The sequence below is a fragment of the Kribbella sp. NBC_00382 genome (assembly GCF_036067295.1).
In the GTDB taxonomy this organism is placed as follows: Bacteria; Actinomycetota; Actinomycetes; order Propionibacteriales; family Kribbellaceae; genus Kribbella.
Map to the genome: position 1 here is coordinate 1,490,948 of NZ_CP107954.1, position 13,440 is coordinate 1,504,387.

Below are 13,440 nucleotides of genomic sequence, written 5' to 3' on the forward strand. Positions count from 1 at the left end.
GACAACCCGTGAGGTGGACCGAATGAGACGACGTGTTCGTGGAGTGACCGGCGCCGCGGCGGCGGCCGCCCTGGTGGTGGGGGCACTGGTTGCCACCGCGCCGGTGGCCGCGCAGGCGCAGGGCGTGAAACCAACCTTCGTGAACGGCTTGGCACAAGATGTCTTCTCGACCAACCCGGCCGACTGGTACAGCGGCGAGGTCTGGGTGCAGGCGCCCTTCGACTCCGACGGGGACGGTCGCGCCGACCGGATCCACGCGGACTTCACCGCCCCCGGCGAGGTGCTGACCGACGGCCTGAAGGTGCCGGTCATCTTCGAGGACAGCCCGTACTACGCCGGCCTCAACGACGCTGCGAACTGGGGAGTCGACCACCCCCTCGGCCAGCCGCCGGCATCGCGGGTGACCACGCCCTTCCAGGAGGGCCGCGAGACCAGCCCGGTGATCAGCACCATCTACGAGTCCCGTTGGGTGCCCCGGGGATTCGCGGTCGTCCACGCGGAGTCGCCCGGCACCGGCCACTCGGACGGTTGCCCGACCTCGGGCGGTAGCAACGAGACGCTGGCCGGCAAGGCGGTGATCGACTGGCTCAACGGTCGCGCCCCGGCGTACACGACTCAAGACGGTGACACCCCGGCGGTCGCATCCTGGACGACCGGCAAGGTCGGGATGATGGGGACGTCCTACAACGGGACGATTCCTGAGGCGGTCGCGACTACCGGCGTACAGGGTCTGGAGGCGATCGTTCCGATCTCGGCGATCTCCGACTGGTACGACTACTACCGCGCCAACGGCATGGTCCGGGCGCCGGGCACGTACCAGGGCGAGGACCTCGACGTCCTCGCCGACGCGGTGTACTCGCGGCTGGACGAGCACACGCAGCGGACGATCTGCCAGCCGGTGCTCGACGAGCTGAAGGCGAAGCAGGACCGGGCCACCGGCGATCGCAGCGCCTTCTGGCAGGAACGCAACTACATGAAGGACGTGCACAACGTGCACGCCGCCGCGTTGGTTGCGCACGGCAACAACGACTTCAACGTGATGACGAAGAACGCGGCCCAGTTCTACGACGCCTTGAAGAAGCAGGGCGTGCCGCACATGTTCTACTTCCACCAGGGCGGGCACGGCGGAGCGCCGCCGGACGTGCTGATCAACTACTGGTTCACGCGGTACCTGTTCGGCGTGGAGAACGGTGTCGAGCAACTGCCGCGCTCCTGGGTCGTCCGTGAGCCGGCATCCTGCCCGGCCCGGCAGAGCACGGTGACCGGCGACCAGGCGAACACCGCCACGTTGACGGTCGCGGACACCAGCGCGTTCCGGATCGGGTTCACCCTGACGGTCCCGCAGACCAACGCCAACGGGACGATCACGAACACGACGCGACTGATCTCCAACATCCCTGACGCGACCCACTTGGTGCTGTCCTCGGCCGTCGCGACCGGCACCGGCCAGAAGGTTGCCGGAGGCACCATCGTCAACCTGGTCTGCAACACCGCCAACCCCACCCCGTACGCCGAATGGCCCGACCCCGCCACCTCGGGCGTCGACCTCCGCTTCACCCCGGGCGGCAACGCTCGCGGCGGTCTCACCGTCGGCAAGGACGGAAGCGTCCGGGAGACCCTGGTCGACAACGTCGCGATCAGTGCGACCGCGTCAGCCAACGCGGCCTCGTCCGCCGAACGCCTGATCTACCAGACCGGCCCGCTGACCAAGCCCGTCCGGATCAGCGGTACCCCGACCGTCTCACTCAAGGTCGCCTTCAGCGCTGCCAAGGCAAACCTGTCGGTGGCGTTGGTCAGCTATGCCCCGAACGGCACGGCCACGATCCTCACTCGCGGCTGGCGCGATCCCTCCAACACCGAGTCCGACTGGTTCGAGACGCCGATCCGGATCGGCGCCACCGACCGGGTCGACGTCGACCTGCAGCCGAAGGACAGCGTCGTACCGGCCGGCAACCGCCTCGCCCTGATGGTGCTGTCCAGCGACCAGGAGTTCACCATCCGGCCACCGGCGGGCACGCAGGTCACGCTGAACCTGCACGGCAGTTCGTTCAACCTCCCGGTCGTAGGTGGCCGCGCGGCGTTCGTCGCTGCGACCTCCTAGTACTCAGGCGGTTCTCCGGGAACGGAGGATGCCCCAGGCAACAAGTGCGGCCGCGACGGCGGTGATGGCAAGCCCCGCAACCATCACCGCCCCGCGGAACTGGCTGGTCTGCTGGGCGCTCCAGTGCGAAGTGGCGATGCTGCCGGTGAATAGTGCGGCGAGGATGGTGCCGGTGATCGCGATACCGGCACCAGAGGTGACCTCACCGGCGGTGTCGACCAAGGCCGCGCCGATCGTGGTCCGGTTCTCCGGCAGGCCGCGGAGCACGTTGGTACCGGCGACCAGTCCGACCACTCGCATACCGGCGGCTACGAGCACGAGGGCCAGTGCGATCCACGGGTAGCCGTTCCTGCCCAGCAGTGCATAGACGACGAGTCCGGCGACGACTGCTCCGGCGCTGAGCCGGGCCGCCCAGTCGAGACCGACCAGCTTCACGAACGGGTTGACGAACGCGCTGCCGGCCAGCAACACGATGACCTGCGGCAACATACCGATCGCTGCGAGAGCGGGCGACCATCCCCAGTCGAGCTGCAGTTGCAGTGTCACCAGGTAGCTGAGGCCGGAGACCGCGAGCGCGGAGGCGGCCTTGAACGCCAGGCCGCTGGAGACGAGCGGGTGGGCGACGAGCTTCGGGTCGAGCAGCGGATAGCGCGCCGATCGCTCGCGGAGGTAGTACGCGATGGCGCTCATGGCAGCGGCCGCCGCGACGGCCCAGGGGAGCCACGAGTTGGCGCCCTCGTTGACGAACAGGGTCGGCGCGATGAGGGCGAGCACGATCGCCGCCGTACCGAGCAGCGCGCCCGTGACGTCGAGCGGGTCGCGATGCAGGTCAGCCGGTTTGTCGGCGGCGATACCGGTCCGTACGCCGATGATCGCGAGCGCTGCGATCGGTACGTTCACCAGCAGCAGTACCTGCCAGGGCGCGATCGCGAGGACGAAGCCGCCGGTGGTCGGCCCGATCGCGAGCCCGATCATGCCCACGGTCGAGATCAGGTTCAGCGCGCGGAGCCGGAGCCCGTCGTCGCCGAACAGCCGGAAGGCCAGCGCCATCGATCCGGGCGTCGTCATCGCGGCCGCGATTCCCATCGCCACTCGGACGGCGATCAGCTGCTCCGCAGTACTGACGAAGGCGGTCGCCAGACTCGCGAGGCCGAGCAGGACCAGGCCGATCAGCATGATCCGGCGCCGGCCGAGCCGGTCGGCGATCGCGCCGGCCGCGAGCATCAGGCCGCCGAACACCACCGCGTAGGCGCCGGTCGCCCATTGCAGCGCCGTCGTCGAGGCGCGCAACTCGCGGCCGATGGTGGGCAGCGCGACATTCAGGATCGAGTTGTCGAGCATCTCGAAGAGAAACACCGCGGCGAGCCCGGCCAGGGCCACCCAGGCCTCTCGTAGCGATCGAGGCTCGCGGACGACAATGGTGGACTCTTGAGATGACATGCCACTAGGTTATGTCACTAAGTTTAGTTACACAAGAAAGTGAGGATGCATGCCTCGGACCAGTGCGCGCGGCGGCCCCCAGACACGGGCGCGAATCCTGTCGGTCGCGGCCGGCCTTTTCCTCGAGCGCGGGTACGACCAGGTGACGATCGCTGAGATCGCGCGCGAGTCAGGCGTCTCGAGCGTCACGGTCTTCAACCACTTCCCCCGCAAGGAAGACCTCTTCCTGGACCGGGTGGACGACGCCCACGAGTTCCTGCGCTCGGCGGTCCGCGCGCCCGGCGTCGACGTACTGGACTCCCTGCAAGCCCTGACCTCCCAACTGGCCGACGACCACCACCCCTTGTCCGGCCTCAACAAGCGCTCCCTCTCGTTCTTCCGCACGGTGGCCGGCTCCCCCGCCCTGATCGCCCGCGCCCGAGAACTGGCCGCTGACCTCCAGCAAACCCTCACCGAAGAACTGGCCCAGACCTTCAAAGGCGACCCGGCGCTGCTGGCCGCATTCTTCATGGCCGGCTACACCACGGTCCTGCTAGAAACAGCCCGTCAGCGCCTGGCCGAGTCCCCCGGAGCCACCGTGGAAGCCGACCACCGCACTCGCCTGGACCACCTCTTCACAGCCCTCCGACAGGGAGTCGCATCGTGAAGCTTCTCCTCACCTCCGGAGGCGTCACGAACGACAGCATCCGCGACGCCCTGGAGGACCTGCTAGGCAAACCGATCCCCGAATCCCATGCCCTCTACATCCCCACGGCCCAGTGGGGCCACCCGATGTTGGGCCCCGCCTCAGTGCGAAGCTCCATCGCCAGCGAGCCACCGTTCCACCTGCTGACCAGCCTCGGCTGGGCGTCCCTAGGCGTCCTAGAACTCACCGCCCTACCCAGCATCGGCAAGGACCGCTGGGCGCCGTCTGCCAAGAGGCCGAGGTCCTCCTGGCAGACGGCGGCGAAACGACATACCCGTACCACTGGATGCGAGAGTCCGGCCTAGCCGATCTGCTGCCGTCACTACCCGACACAGTCTGGGTAGGCCTGAGCGCCGGCAGCATGGCGCTGACCCCACGAACCGGCCCCGACTTCGTCCACTGGCCCTCCGCCCCCGACGACCGCGCCCTCGGCCTCGTCGACTTCTCGATCTACCCCCACCTCGACCACGAACAAATGCCCAGCAACACCATGGCCGACGCAGAACGCTGGGCCGCCGACCTAGCCGCGCCCGCCTACGCCATAGACGACCAAACCGCCATCAAGGTCACCAACAGCACCGTAGAAATCATCTCCGAAGGCCACTGGAAAGCCTTCCCCGCCTAGCCCCCGACTGTCTTGCAGCTACCTGCAAAACCATTGTCCGAACCGGTCAACACCAGATCTCCTGCCAGTAGCCCCTTCACCCCAGGAGACCTCATGACCGCACTCCGCAAGACAATCACCCAACTCCTCGCCGCCGCGGCAATCCTCACCCCACTCGCCCTGTCCGTGAGCTCCATAACCCCGGCCCACACCCCACAAGCCAGCGACTGGCCAAGCGGCGGCAGCTGGTCGCAGGGCAGCTAGCCAGGCCACGAGGCCGGCCGACCATTTCCGGGCGGTCTCCGAGCCCAGCCCCGCGCGGAGATTGCCCCCTCACCTCCACGCGGGCTCGGACACCTCACACGCCGCACCCCCGACGCAGGACCAACCCGGCGCCTGTGCGGCGGCCGGCCTCCACGCAGGCGCATGCCGCCCACCTCGCAACCCGGCCGGCCAACTCAGTGGTCGAACCGCGCGACGCAGGCACGCCAACTACGAGGGCGGCCAACCGGCGCCTTGGCTGGTAAACACGCCTCCGCAAGCACCTTCAGCTGGTTGCAGAAAGCGAAGAAGAGAAATCGCAATATGGAGTTGGCGAACTACTCATAGTGATCCAAATAGGCAGCGATGCGACTGAATGTAGCTATTCTTTGGTGCCGACACCCCTGTTAAGCGATCCCCGTTGACGCGTTTAAACGTTTGTTCTTGAAAAGGTTGCGGAAAGTATTCATTGACAACGATGCACTTGCCCCCGAGGGCGAGATCTAGGGAGCAAGCGTGAGAGAATCATGAATGCATGTAGATGACTCCGGGCGGGGCGTTCCGAACCGAGCAAGAGTCAGAAGCTGACGGAGTTCATACGCGGCGCGCCCTGGTGGCATGCAGCTCGACCTCCCACCTGCAGCCATCGGGGTCTACGACCTGGTATTCACCGATGGGTTGCAGATGATTCGTTGGCAGTGCCGAGTGTTAGGAGGGCCCGAGATGCGGGCAAACGCGCCGCCGGCAAATCCGGTACTTACCCCCGTCGACTCCAAGTTTCACGGCCGAGGTAGCGGCTGGTGACCGGCGTAGACGAGCTCACTCCTTCACCCCTAACAGTCATCCCGTTATTGGGGACCAGGGAGGGAGCACAGGGCGAGCCGACTGCAGAAATCGAGGAGCACTGCGAGCCGCAAGAGGGACATGAAGTCCCTCACCTCGGCTTGTATCTTCGAGGTGATGGCAGCTGGGTGTTCGTCCTGTAGGCGCACCACGGATTCGTCATGGCTTAGGTGCTTCGACCAGGTGGTCGAAGCACCTAAGTCATTTATACGCCCAGTTGAGCGCATAAAGGAAAAAATAGTGACCCCAAGATGAATCTTGGGGTCACTAGGTTCCCAAAAGCGGGTACGCGAGAGATCTTTCAGCCGACCAGCGAAACGCTGGTTTCTTGGCCTTCTTGGGTGACGAGTTTCAAGGTTTTATTGCCGTCTACAACTTCATCCTCAATGAACTTGTAGACAGATACAGCACGCCGGACGATCTCAGTCACTGTCGTCTGGCGACGATCGGCCAGTTGCCGCAAGGCCTCTGCTGTCTCGTCGTTGATGTTGACGTTCAGCCTGGTGGTCATAAGCGACGGCTCCTACGGATTGTCGCGCTGCTGGGTCTTCCCCCGACTCAGCTGACACTGAGCCCAGCCGGCGCGGCGGGTGCAAGTGGGTAGGCGGGGAGGACGGGTCCCCTATGGCGAGCGGTCTCGCAGAAGAAGTACGCATAGACGGTCCCCAGTCGACCGTCATACGGCTTCCCCATGGCAGCGAGGCTAGCAAATTTCTATGCAAATAGTCAACATCACAGCAACATGGCGTGCGCGCTTCATGCAGATGATGTCCTCATCATACCCGCATGTGATGTTGCTGCAACGCAGACGTAGTGGTTACACTCCTGTCATTTGTAGTTGGTACTTTGCCGGGCACCCCCATCCCGAGGGTGGCCCATCAGCTGTGCGCGTCCCCCGAGGACGTTGTGCCCCTGCAGCTCAGGAGGCCCTTCGTGGACCAACCTGTCGAGGCCCGCCGTGAATGGCGGTGGGTCTTGTTCATCCGCCTGCTTCGCAAGGCGAAAAAAGTGGAGGTAACCGACGTTCGAGTGATCCCCGCGCAGGATCTCTGGCTTGGAGATCCGGTCGACGAGTCGCTAGAGACCACTACGGGAGAGCAGATCGACGTCGTTCAGGACTCCATCGACATCGTGCCGCTGAGAGGACTATCGGTCCCTCATCTCGGCCTGCACTATGAAGACCAAATCTGGACCGTGAGGGATTAAGGGCAGATGGCAGACGAACCGCACGACGAGGGGAAGTCAGAGCCCGCCGGCATGGGCCAAGCGCCCGCGGACTCCACCAACGAGTTGATCGAGGGCCACAACCCAAAACCGCGCGGAAACGAGATCGTCGAGAGCGTGCCCGTACCGAACGGGCTCCCGGAAATCCTGCGAGAACGTTCACCCAAGGACCCAGACCGCAACGTTCGGACGGGCCTCGCGTGGGCATTGACTCTCCTACTCGTCGCACTGGCGCTCGTAGCCGCTGGTGGCTGGCTCCTGGGAAGCAAGAAACTCGAGGACCTACAGGCCTACCTCTTGGTGATGTCGCCTATCGTCACGCTGACCGGCACCATTCTGGGCTTCTACTTCTCCGCCGATCGTAGCCAGCCCAAGAACTGATCACGGACTAGAGACGGGCGCCATACGAGGGGTCCCGCGTCAGCCAGCAGATCGGTCAGCGTCTGCATCCGTCAATTCCAGAACTGGCATCCCTGAGGTGCTCCTGGCACTTCCCCCAGGAGCACCGGATGGTCACAATCGCTGGGTGATCGTTCTCCGAGGGCTGCGTGCTGGTCTCCTGGCGCTGTCAGGTGCCGTTGTAACTCTCGCGCAACTGAACCTGCCTAAGGACTTCTGGGCTAAATACACCGAGGTTCAGTGGGCTAGCGTCGTGATTCTTGCCCTGCTCATCGGCCTCGACACGGTCCACGAATTCAACTACTTCATCCGAGTTCGGCAGATACAGGGGTATGAACAGGATTTGCGAGCTGTGCTGAGTGCAGCAATCAGCGGCATCGTGACCGCAACAGGAGTTCCATGGGACGGCGTAGCTGTGCGGTACTACCGACTGAGGGGACCTGCCTATCGCCGTCGTCTCGTACCAGTCACCGCAGTCATGGCTGGTGCTGATCTAGAGGAGGCCCGTCGCGAAATTCGCAAGGGGGCAGGGCTTGTGGGTGTGGCCTTCAGAGAACAGGAGATTCTGGCGGAGGAGTGGAACGAGTTTGTCAGGGTTGCCACTCTCCAAGGCCGAAAAGCTTGGGAACAGCGATCGGAAGATGCTCGCTTTGGGCTCAGCTGGGGTGAGGTGAGAAGCTCCCTGCGAGCCGACGGAATGGTGGCCAGTCCAACCTTCGCCAGCGCGAACGGAAAGCCAGACGGCTGCATATTGGTGAGCGGAATCCTTAATCTGGCCGAGCTTAAGAGCGATGAAACCCGCCGCGTCCTCGACGACCTAGCGACCGTTCTGGATCGCCTAGGACCGCCACCTCCGGGATGGTGGAGTGCATATGAACGACGCTGACAAGGGAGCCGAGAGGCAACCTGCCGCACGAGCGGGTCAAGTCTCTCCAGCCTTCATCGACTTGATCGAGCAGTATGGGGCCTCACCTCGGTTGTTGCGTAGGGTCCGCTCGGTGATGTCCGATCACCCACGGCGACTCTCACCGCCAGGTACTGGAGACAGCATGGCTCCGGAATCTGCAGAGGCCCCGGTGCCGGAGGACACTGTTCCTCGGAGGCGCGACTCAGGCGACCCGGCAGTAACCGGGTTCGCTGGACTGCTACGCGGGTTCCGGCTCAGTGCTGGCTTCTCGCAAGAGGAACTCGCTAGGCGTGCCGGTTTCAGTGTCGATGCAGTCGTCGCATTGGAACGAGGCCGACGGCGCGCACCCCGAACAGGCACCTTGTTCAAGCTCGCTGACGCGCTGCTACTAGGAAGCGAGGAACGTGTGCAGCTAATCGCCGCTGCTCGTGGCGAAACGCGAGCGAGCCGGAGGCCAAAACCACCTCCGGCGCATGGAGTTGAGGAGGGCGCACGTGGAGAGGCCGAAGCCAGAGACGTCAAGGTCAACGTTCTTGTAGCCGGGGGGATCTTGTTGGGGGCACCAGTCGATTCGCTGGATAACGAGATAGTTATGCAGGCTTCTGAGGACCGCGAGTTCCGGGAAGACGTTGTACCGGCGCCCGGTCTGTCCGTACCGGACCTCGATCTCGTATACGTGAACGGCGGTTGGATCTTCGTAGAGGCGAAGTAGCTCCGATCCCGCAGCCCGCTTGTAGCGCCGAGCAGAGGTTCGCTAGGTCCCCTACTCGACCGATGGGACGAGCATCTGGGAACCCGTTCTTTTCTCCAAGCGGTCTAGTGCTGAATTCAGCCTCTTCGCCTCGATAACCCAAGTCTGAACACCTGGCTACTACCTGTTGATCGATACACCGTCAGGCGGATCCGCCTGACCACTACCAGGGATCCCAATGCAGGACGCTTCCCTAAAGCCGAAGGCCTTAGGGGTACACGCCACGCGCACGTTTGCCGCTCGGCCAGCTCAGTGGTCGCATCGCGCGACGCAGGAGCGCAGACACGGGCGGGCGGGAGCGCCCAGAGCCCGAGCGACGCAGGAGCGAGCGCGGCGGGCGCGTGGGGCAACTCCACCCGCCGCAGCTACGTAATCCGGCCAGCCAGCTCAGTGGTCGCACCGCGCGACGTAGGAGCGCACACCACGGGCGGGTGGGAGCGTCCAGAGCTGGAGCGACGGAGGAGTGGAAGCGGCGGGCGCGTGGGGATCTCCCGCGTGGGTTACTTCTTGCTGATGAGGGAGCGGGCGAAGAATTGGAGGTTGGCGGGGCGTTCGGCCAAGCGGCGTACCAGGTAGCCGTACCAGTCTTCGCCGTAGGGGATGTAGACGCGGACGGTTTGACCGTCGCGGGCCAGGCGGAGCTGCTCTTCCGGGCGGATGCCGAAGAGCATCTGGTACTCGTACGAGCCGCGCTCGCGACCCGCGCGATCCGCAAGTGAGCCGGCGATGGCGATCAGGCGCGGGTCGTGGGAGGCGATCATCGGGTAGCCGGCGCCGTTCATCAGCACCTTCATCGCCCGGACGTACGCCTTGTCGACGGAGCGCTTGTCCTGGAAGGCGACCGACTCAGGCTCCTTGTACGCACCCTTGCAGAGCCGGACGCGGGAGCCGGCCGTAGCCAGGTCGACGCAGTCGGACTCGGTCCGGCGCAGGTAGGCCTGCAGCACCGCGCCCGTCTCGGGGAAGTCCTGACGCAGTTCGCGCAGGATGCCGAGGGTGGAGTCGGTGGTGGTGTGGTCTTCCATGTCCAGCGTCACCGTCGTACCGGCGTTGCGGGCCGCGTGGCAGATGGACCGGGCGTTCTCCAGCGCGATCTTCTCGCCATCGCCTGGCAGCGCCTGGCCGACGGCGGACAGCTTGACCGAGACCTCCGCGTTGGCGGTCAGGCCGGCGGCGGACAGCTGCTTGAGCAGGGTGAGGTAGGCGTCGGCCGTCGCGGTGGCGGCGGCGATGTCGGTGACGTCCTCGCCGAGGTGGTCGAGGGTGACGTTCAGGCCGTTGCTGACCAGCTTCTCGGTGGCCAGGACGGCCTCCGGAGCGGTCTCGCCGGCTACGAACCGTGCCACGATGCCGCTGGAGACGGGCATCGCCGAGACGGCCTTCTTGATCTGGGGGCTGCGGGACACGCCCAGCAGGACTCGCCGAAGCACTTCGCGTTCCTCCTCGTTTCCCGTCCCACCCGGCCCCATGCCGCGCGATGAATCAGGGGTGTCAGCAGGCTACGCGCCTGAACCAGGCCCTCCCTAACGGTCGCGCTCAATCCGGCCGGGAGTGTGGCCAGGACCACACCAGTACGCCGAGTGGTCCTGGCTGCGAGCCTACGGCCTGAACCACCGCAAGCACGGCCAGGAGCACGCCGACGACGCGGCGTGGTTTCGCTTGGACTGGGTCCGAGAGAGGATGCGGCCATGCCATTGTTTCGGCGGCGCAAGGCCGCGACCGGTGATCCGATCGGCGAGTTCTGGTCCTGGTGGACCGAGACCGGCGCCGACGCGGTGGCGAAAGCGGTCGCGAACCAGGATCCGAACTCGACCGCCGAGGAGCTGTCCCGCCGCGTCTCGCGGATCCACGGCAACCTCGACTGGGAGCTCGGCCCCGGCCTGCACGCCGCCCACGTCCTCGTGGTGACCGCCGCCGGCGACCCCGGTACCCGCGCCTTCGCCCGCCGCTGGCTGCGGGCGGCGCCGCCGTCGGACCAGACCTGGGAGTACGCCGACATGCGCCGCCCCGCGCCCGACGTCACCATCCGGTTCGAGGGCATGCCGCCGGTCCAGATCGACGCCGCGCTCGTCACGATCGAGGTCGACACCCGCGAGGCCGCGCTGCATGTCGGCGTCCACCACCCGACCTTCAGCGAGCTGCCCGAGGACCTGCAGAAGCGCGTGACGTTCCTCCTGCTCGACCTGGTACTCGGCGAGGAGCTCGTCGAAACCTGGGTCGGCGCGATCGAGACCGCCGTCGAGCGCCCGGCGGACGCAGTACCGATCGCAGAGTTGCTGCCTGCCGTCGCGAAGTTCGCTGCTGATCATGTCGCCGAGGACGGCGGACCGAGCTGGCGATTGATGGAGGGTACGACGGCCGCCGGGCACAGGCTGGTCGCGACGGCGATGGTTCCGCTCCGCTCGGTGCAGCTGCCGCATCTCGACACGCACGTGGCCGTATCGGTTCCGTACAAGGCGGCTCGCGAGGACGGGCTGCCGCTGGACGAGACGCTCAGCCACCTGCGCGACTTCGAGGATCACCTGACCGACCGGCTCGGCGACTCCGGCCGCCTCCTCGCCCACGAGACCGCCGCCGGCCACCGGATCCTGCACTACTACGTCGACGGTACGACGCCAGCCGCCGCCCAACTCGAAGCGGCCGTCACCGGCTGGCCCGACGGCCGGGTAGCGATCGACGTCTCCCCCGACGCCGGCTGGGAAGGCGTCCGCCACCTCAGCTGAAGGCAACCTTCGACGGCCGGCGAACAGCTAGGCCGTACGTCGTTTGAGGGTGGCGGCGCCCAGTGCGAGGGCGCCGAGGATGAAGGCGAGGACGATCAACGCGTCCACCCCCGCACCGCTGCCGAAACCGTTGCCGCTAGCAACTTCCGAGACGGCGTCGACCGCGTAGGAGAGGGGTAGTACAGAGCTCACTGCATGTAGTACGTCGGGGAGCTGGTCGCGCGGGATGAATAGGCCACAGAGCAGGATCTGCGGGATCATCACGGCCGGCATCATCTGCACCGCCTGGAACTCGGTCGCCGCGAAGGCACTGGCGAACAGGCCCAGCGCAGTACCGAGAACACCGTCGAGAACAGCCACCACACCGAGCTGCCAGGCGGCGCCGCGGATGTCCAGATCCAAGGCATACAAGGAGATCGAGACCACCACGACCGCCTGGACGACGGCGATCAGCGCGAAGGCGAGCGCATAGCCGAGCAGGAAGTCGAGCTTGCCCATCGGCATCGTGAACAGCCGGGCCAGCGTGCCGCTGGACCGTTCGCGCAGCGTCGCGACCGAGGTGACGATGAACATGATGATCGCCGGGAACACCGCGAGCAGCGGCCCGCCGACCCGGTCGAAGGTGTTCGGGCTGTCGTGGAACATCCACCACATCAGGCTGACCAGCAGGGCCGGCAGCACGATCAGCATCGCGACCGTACGGTGGTCCCGGCGCAGCTGCGCGACTACGCGGGCCGCGACGGCGAAGGTGACTCGTGGGGTCATCGGACATCCGCCTTCTGGTCGATCAGCGTGAGGAACGCTTGCTCGATGTCCTCGGTCCCGGCCGCTTCGAGGAGTGCGGCAGGGGTCTCGTCGGCGAGCAGCTCTCCGTCGCGCATCAGGAGCAACCGGTCGCAGCGGACCGCCTCGTCCATCACGTGACTGGACACCAAAAGGGTCGCGCCGTCGGCGGCCAGCCGGTGGAAGAGTTCCCACAGGTCTCGGCGTAGTACCGGATCAAGGCCGACAGTCGGTTCGTCGAGGACGAGCAGCTCGGGGTTGCCGAGCAGGGCGGCCGCAAGCGAGGCACGGGACCGCTGACCGCCGGACAGGCGATCGACCCGGGCGTCGGCATGGCTGCGGAGGTCGACGGCGTCGATGACCCGGTCGATGTCAGCGGCCGCTACGCCCAGTACGGCGGCGAAGAAGCGCAGGTTCTCCGTGACGGTCAGATCGCCGTACACGCTCGGCTCCTGGGTGACGTAGCCGATCCGGCCGCGGAGCTTCGGTGCCCCGGCGGGGAGGCCGAGCACCTGGACGGTGCCGGTGACCTTGGCCTGCAGGCCGGCGATCGCCCGGATCAGCGTGGTCTTGCCGCAACCGGACGGACCGAGCAGACCCGTCACCGACCCGGCCTTGAGGTCGAACCCGACCCCGTGCAGGACCTCGCGATCCCCCCGCACCACCACGACGTCCCGGCAGGACACCGCCACCGCATTATTCATCATGTGATGAATTTA

At 65.9% G+C, this 13,440-nt stretch carries 14 protein-coding genes and 1 pseudogene; 10 read left to right on the forward strand and 5 right to left on the reverse strand.

Going from position 1 to position 13,440, the window contains the following annotated elements; all coding sequences use genetic code 11:
* Window positions 1-22 precede the first annotated feature (22 nt).
* Window positions 23-2,101, forward strand: a complete 2,079-nt coding sequence (locus OHA70_RS07435) for a Xaa-Pro dipeptidyl-peptidase (protein WP_328329952.1) — start codon at window positions 23-25, stop codon at window positions 2,099-2,101.
* Window positions 2,102-2,104: 3 nt separating this feature from the next.
* On the opposite strand, the gene OHA70_RS07440 is transcribed toward OHA70_RS07435, so the two are convergent.
* Window positions 2,105-3,541, reverse strand: a complete 1,437-nt coding sequence (locus OHA70_RS07440) for an MFS transporter (protein WP_328329954.1) — start codon at window positions 3,539-3,541, stop codon at window positions 2,105-2,107.
* A 49-nt stretch (window positions 3,542-3,590) separates the two neighbouring features.
* On the opposite strand from OHA70_RS07440, the gene OHA70_RS07445 reads away from it, so the two are divergent.
* From OHA70_RS07445 to OHA70_RS07460, 4 genes are all read left to right on the forward strand, one after another.
* The gene (locus tag OHA70_RS07445; RefSeq protein ID WP_328329956.1) at window positions 3,591-4,187 is read left to right on the forward strand and encodes a TetR/AcrR family transcriptional regulator; all 597 of its coding nucleotides are present in this window, start codon (window positions 3,591-3,593) and stop codon (window positions 4,185-4,187) included.
* Complete coding sequence (locus tag OHA70_RS07450; RefSeq protein WP_328335327.1) at window positions 4,184-4,531, forward strand: hypothetical protein; 348 nt, start codon at window positions 4,184-4,186, stop codon at window positions 4,529-4,531. Before OHA70_RS07445 ends, OHA70_RS07450 begins: the two co-directional genes overlap by 4 nt.
* The gene (locus OHA70_RS07455) at window positions 4,474-4,851 is read left to right on the forward strand and encodes a Type 1 glutamine amidotransferase-like domain-containing protein (protein ID WP_328335053.1); all 378 of its coding nucleotides are present in this window, start codon (window positions 4,474-4,476) and stop codon (window positions 4,849-4,851) included. The genes OHA70_RS07450 and OHA70_RS07455 overlap by 58 nt, the downstream gene beginning before the upstream one ends.
* A gap of 93 nt (window positions 4,852-4,944) precedes the next feature.
* Window positions 4,945-5,094: a hypothetical protein gene (locus OHA70_RS07460; RefSeq protein ID WP_328329958.1), complete on the forward strand. Its 150-nt coding sequence runs from the start codon at window positions 4,945-4,947 to the stop codon at window positions 5,092-5,094.
* Between the two features lie 1,141 nt (window positions 5,095-6,235).
* Here OHA70_RS07460 and OHA70_RS07465 read toward each other — a convergent pair.
* Complete coding sequence (locus OHA70_RS07465) at window positions 6,236-6,445, reverse strand: ribbon-helix-helix protein, CopG family (RefSeq protein ID WP_328329960.1); 210 nt, start codon at window positions 6,443-6,445, stop codon at window positions 6,236-6,238.
* A 422-nt stretch (window positions 6,446-6,867) separates the two neighbouring features.
* Between OHA70_RS07465 and OHA70_RS07470 the strand changes: the two genes are divergently transcribed.
* The 4 genes and pseudogenes from OHA70_RS07470 to OHA70_RS07485 all read left to right on the forward strand — a co-directional run.
* Window positions 6,868-7,140 carry a hypothetical protein gene (locus OHA70_RS07470; RefSeq protein ID WP_328329962.1) on the forward strand — a complete coding sequence of 91 codons (273 nt, stop codon included), beginning with the start codon at window positions 6,868-6,870 and terminating at the stop codon, window positions 7,138-7,140.
* A gap of 6 nt (window positions 7,141-7,146) precedes the next feature.
* Window positions 7,147-7,539 carry a hypothetical protein gene (locus OHA70_RS07475; RefSeq protein WP_328329964.1) on the forward strand — a complete coding sequence of 131 codons (393 nt, stop codon included), beginning with the start codon at window positions 7,147-7,149 and terminating at the stop codon, window positions 7,537-7,539.
* 145 nt (window positions 7,540-7,684) lie between these two features.
* The gene (locus tag OHA70_RS07480) at window positions 7,685-8,443 is read left to right on the forward strand and encodes a hypothetical protein (protein ID WP_328329966.1); all 759 of its coding nucleotides are present in this window, start codon (window positions 7,685-7,687) and stop codon (window positions 8,441-8,443) included.
* Window positions 8,444-8,606: 163 nt separating this feature from the next.
* Window positions 8,607-8,861, forward strand: a pseudogene (locus tag OHA70_RS07485) (helix-turn-helix domain-containing protein); the annotation flags it as partial.
* Between the two features lie 854 nt (window positions 8,862-9,715).
* On the opposite strand, the gene OHA70_RS07490 reads toward OHA70_RS07485, so the two are convergent.
* Window positions 9,716-10,645: a proline dehydrogenase family protein gene (locus OHA70_RS07490; RefSeq protein WP_328329968.1), complete on the reverse strand. Its 930-nt coding sequence runs from the start codon at window positions 10,643-10,645 to the stop codon at window positions 9,716-9,718.
* A 258-nt stretch (window positions 10,646-10,903) separates the two neighbouring features.
* On the opposite strand from OHA70_RS07490, the gene OHA70_RS07495 reads away from it, so the two are divergent.
* Complete coding sequence (locus tag OHA70_RS07495) at window positions 10,904-11,938, forward strand: DUF695 domain-containing protein (protein ID WP_328329970.1); 1,035 nt, start codon at window positions 10,904-10,906, stop codon at window positions 11,936-11,938.
* Window positions 11,939-11,965: 27 nt separating this feature from the next.
* Here OHA70_RS07495 and OHA70_RS07500 read toward each other — a convergent pair whose 3' ends face one another.
* Window positions 11,966-12,703, reverse strand: coding sequence for an ABC transporter permease (locus OHA70_RS07500; RefSeq protein WP_328329972.1), 738 nt, complete (start codon window positions 12,701-12,703; stop codon window positions 11,966-11,968).
* Window positions 12,700-13,428: an ABC transporter ATP-binding protein gene (locus OHA70_RS07505; protein ID WP_328329974.1), complete on the reverse strand. Its 729-nt coding sequence runs from the start codon at window positions 13,426-13,428 to the stop codon at window positions 12,700-12,702. Before OHA70_RS07505 ends, OHA70_RS07500 begins: the two co-directional genes overlap by 4 nt.
* Between the last annotated feature and the right edge of the window lie 12 nt (window positions 13,429-13,440).

Bases quoted from the DNA above. Each gene is read 5' to 3' on its own strand.
- OHA70_RS07435 (WP_328329952.1), top strand. From the start codon at position 23: ATGAGACGACGTGTTCGTGGAGTGACCGGCGCCGCGGCGGCGGCCGCC.
- OHA70_RS07440 (WP_328329954.1), bottom strand. From the start codon at position 3,541: ATGTCATCTCAAGAGTCCACCATTGTCGTCCGCGAGCCTCGATCGCTA.
- OHA70_RS07445 (WP_328329956.1), top strand. From the start codon at position 3,591: ATGCCTCGGACCAGTGCGCGCGGCGGCCCCCAGACACGGGCGCGAATC.
- OHA70_RS07460 (WP_328329958.1), top strand. From the start codon at position 4,945: ATGACCGCACTCCGCAAGACAATCACCCAACTCCTCGCCGCCGCGGCA.
- OHA70_RS07465 (WP_328329960.1), bottom strand. From the start codon at position 6,445: ATGACCACCAGGCTGAACGTCAACATCAACGACGAGACAGCAGAGGCC.
- OHA70_RS07475 (WP_328329964.1), top strand. From the start codon at position 7,147: ATGGCAGACGAACCGCACGACGAGGGGAAGTCAGAGCCCGCCGGCATG.
- OHA70_RS07495 (WP_328329970.1), top strand. From the start codon at position 10,904: ATGCCATTGTTTCGGCGGCGCAAGGCCGCGACCGGTGATCCGATCGGC.
- OHA70_RS07500 (WP_328329972.1), bottom strand. From the start codon at position 12,703: ATGACCCCACGAGTCACCTTCGCCGTCGCGGCCCGCGTAGTCGCGCAG.
- OHA70_RS07505 (WP_328329974.1), bottom strand. From the start codon at position 13,428: ATGATGAATAATGCGGTGGCGGTGTCCTGCCGGGACGTCGTGGTGGTG.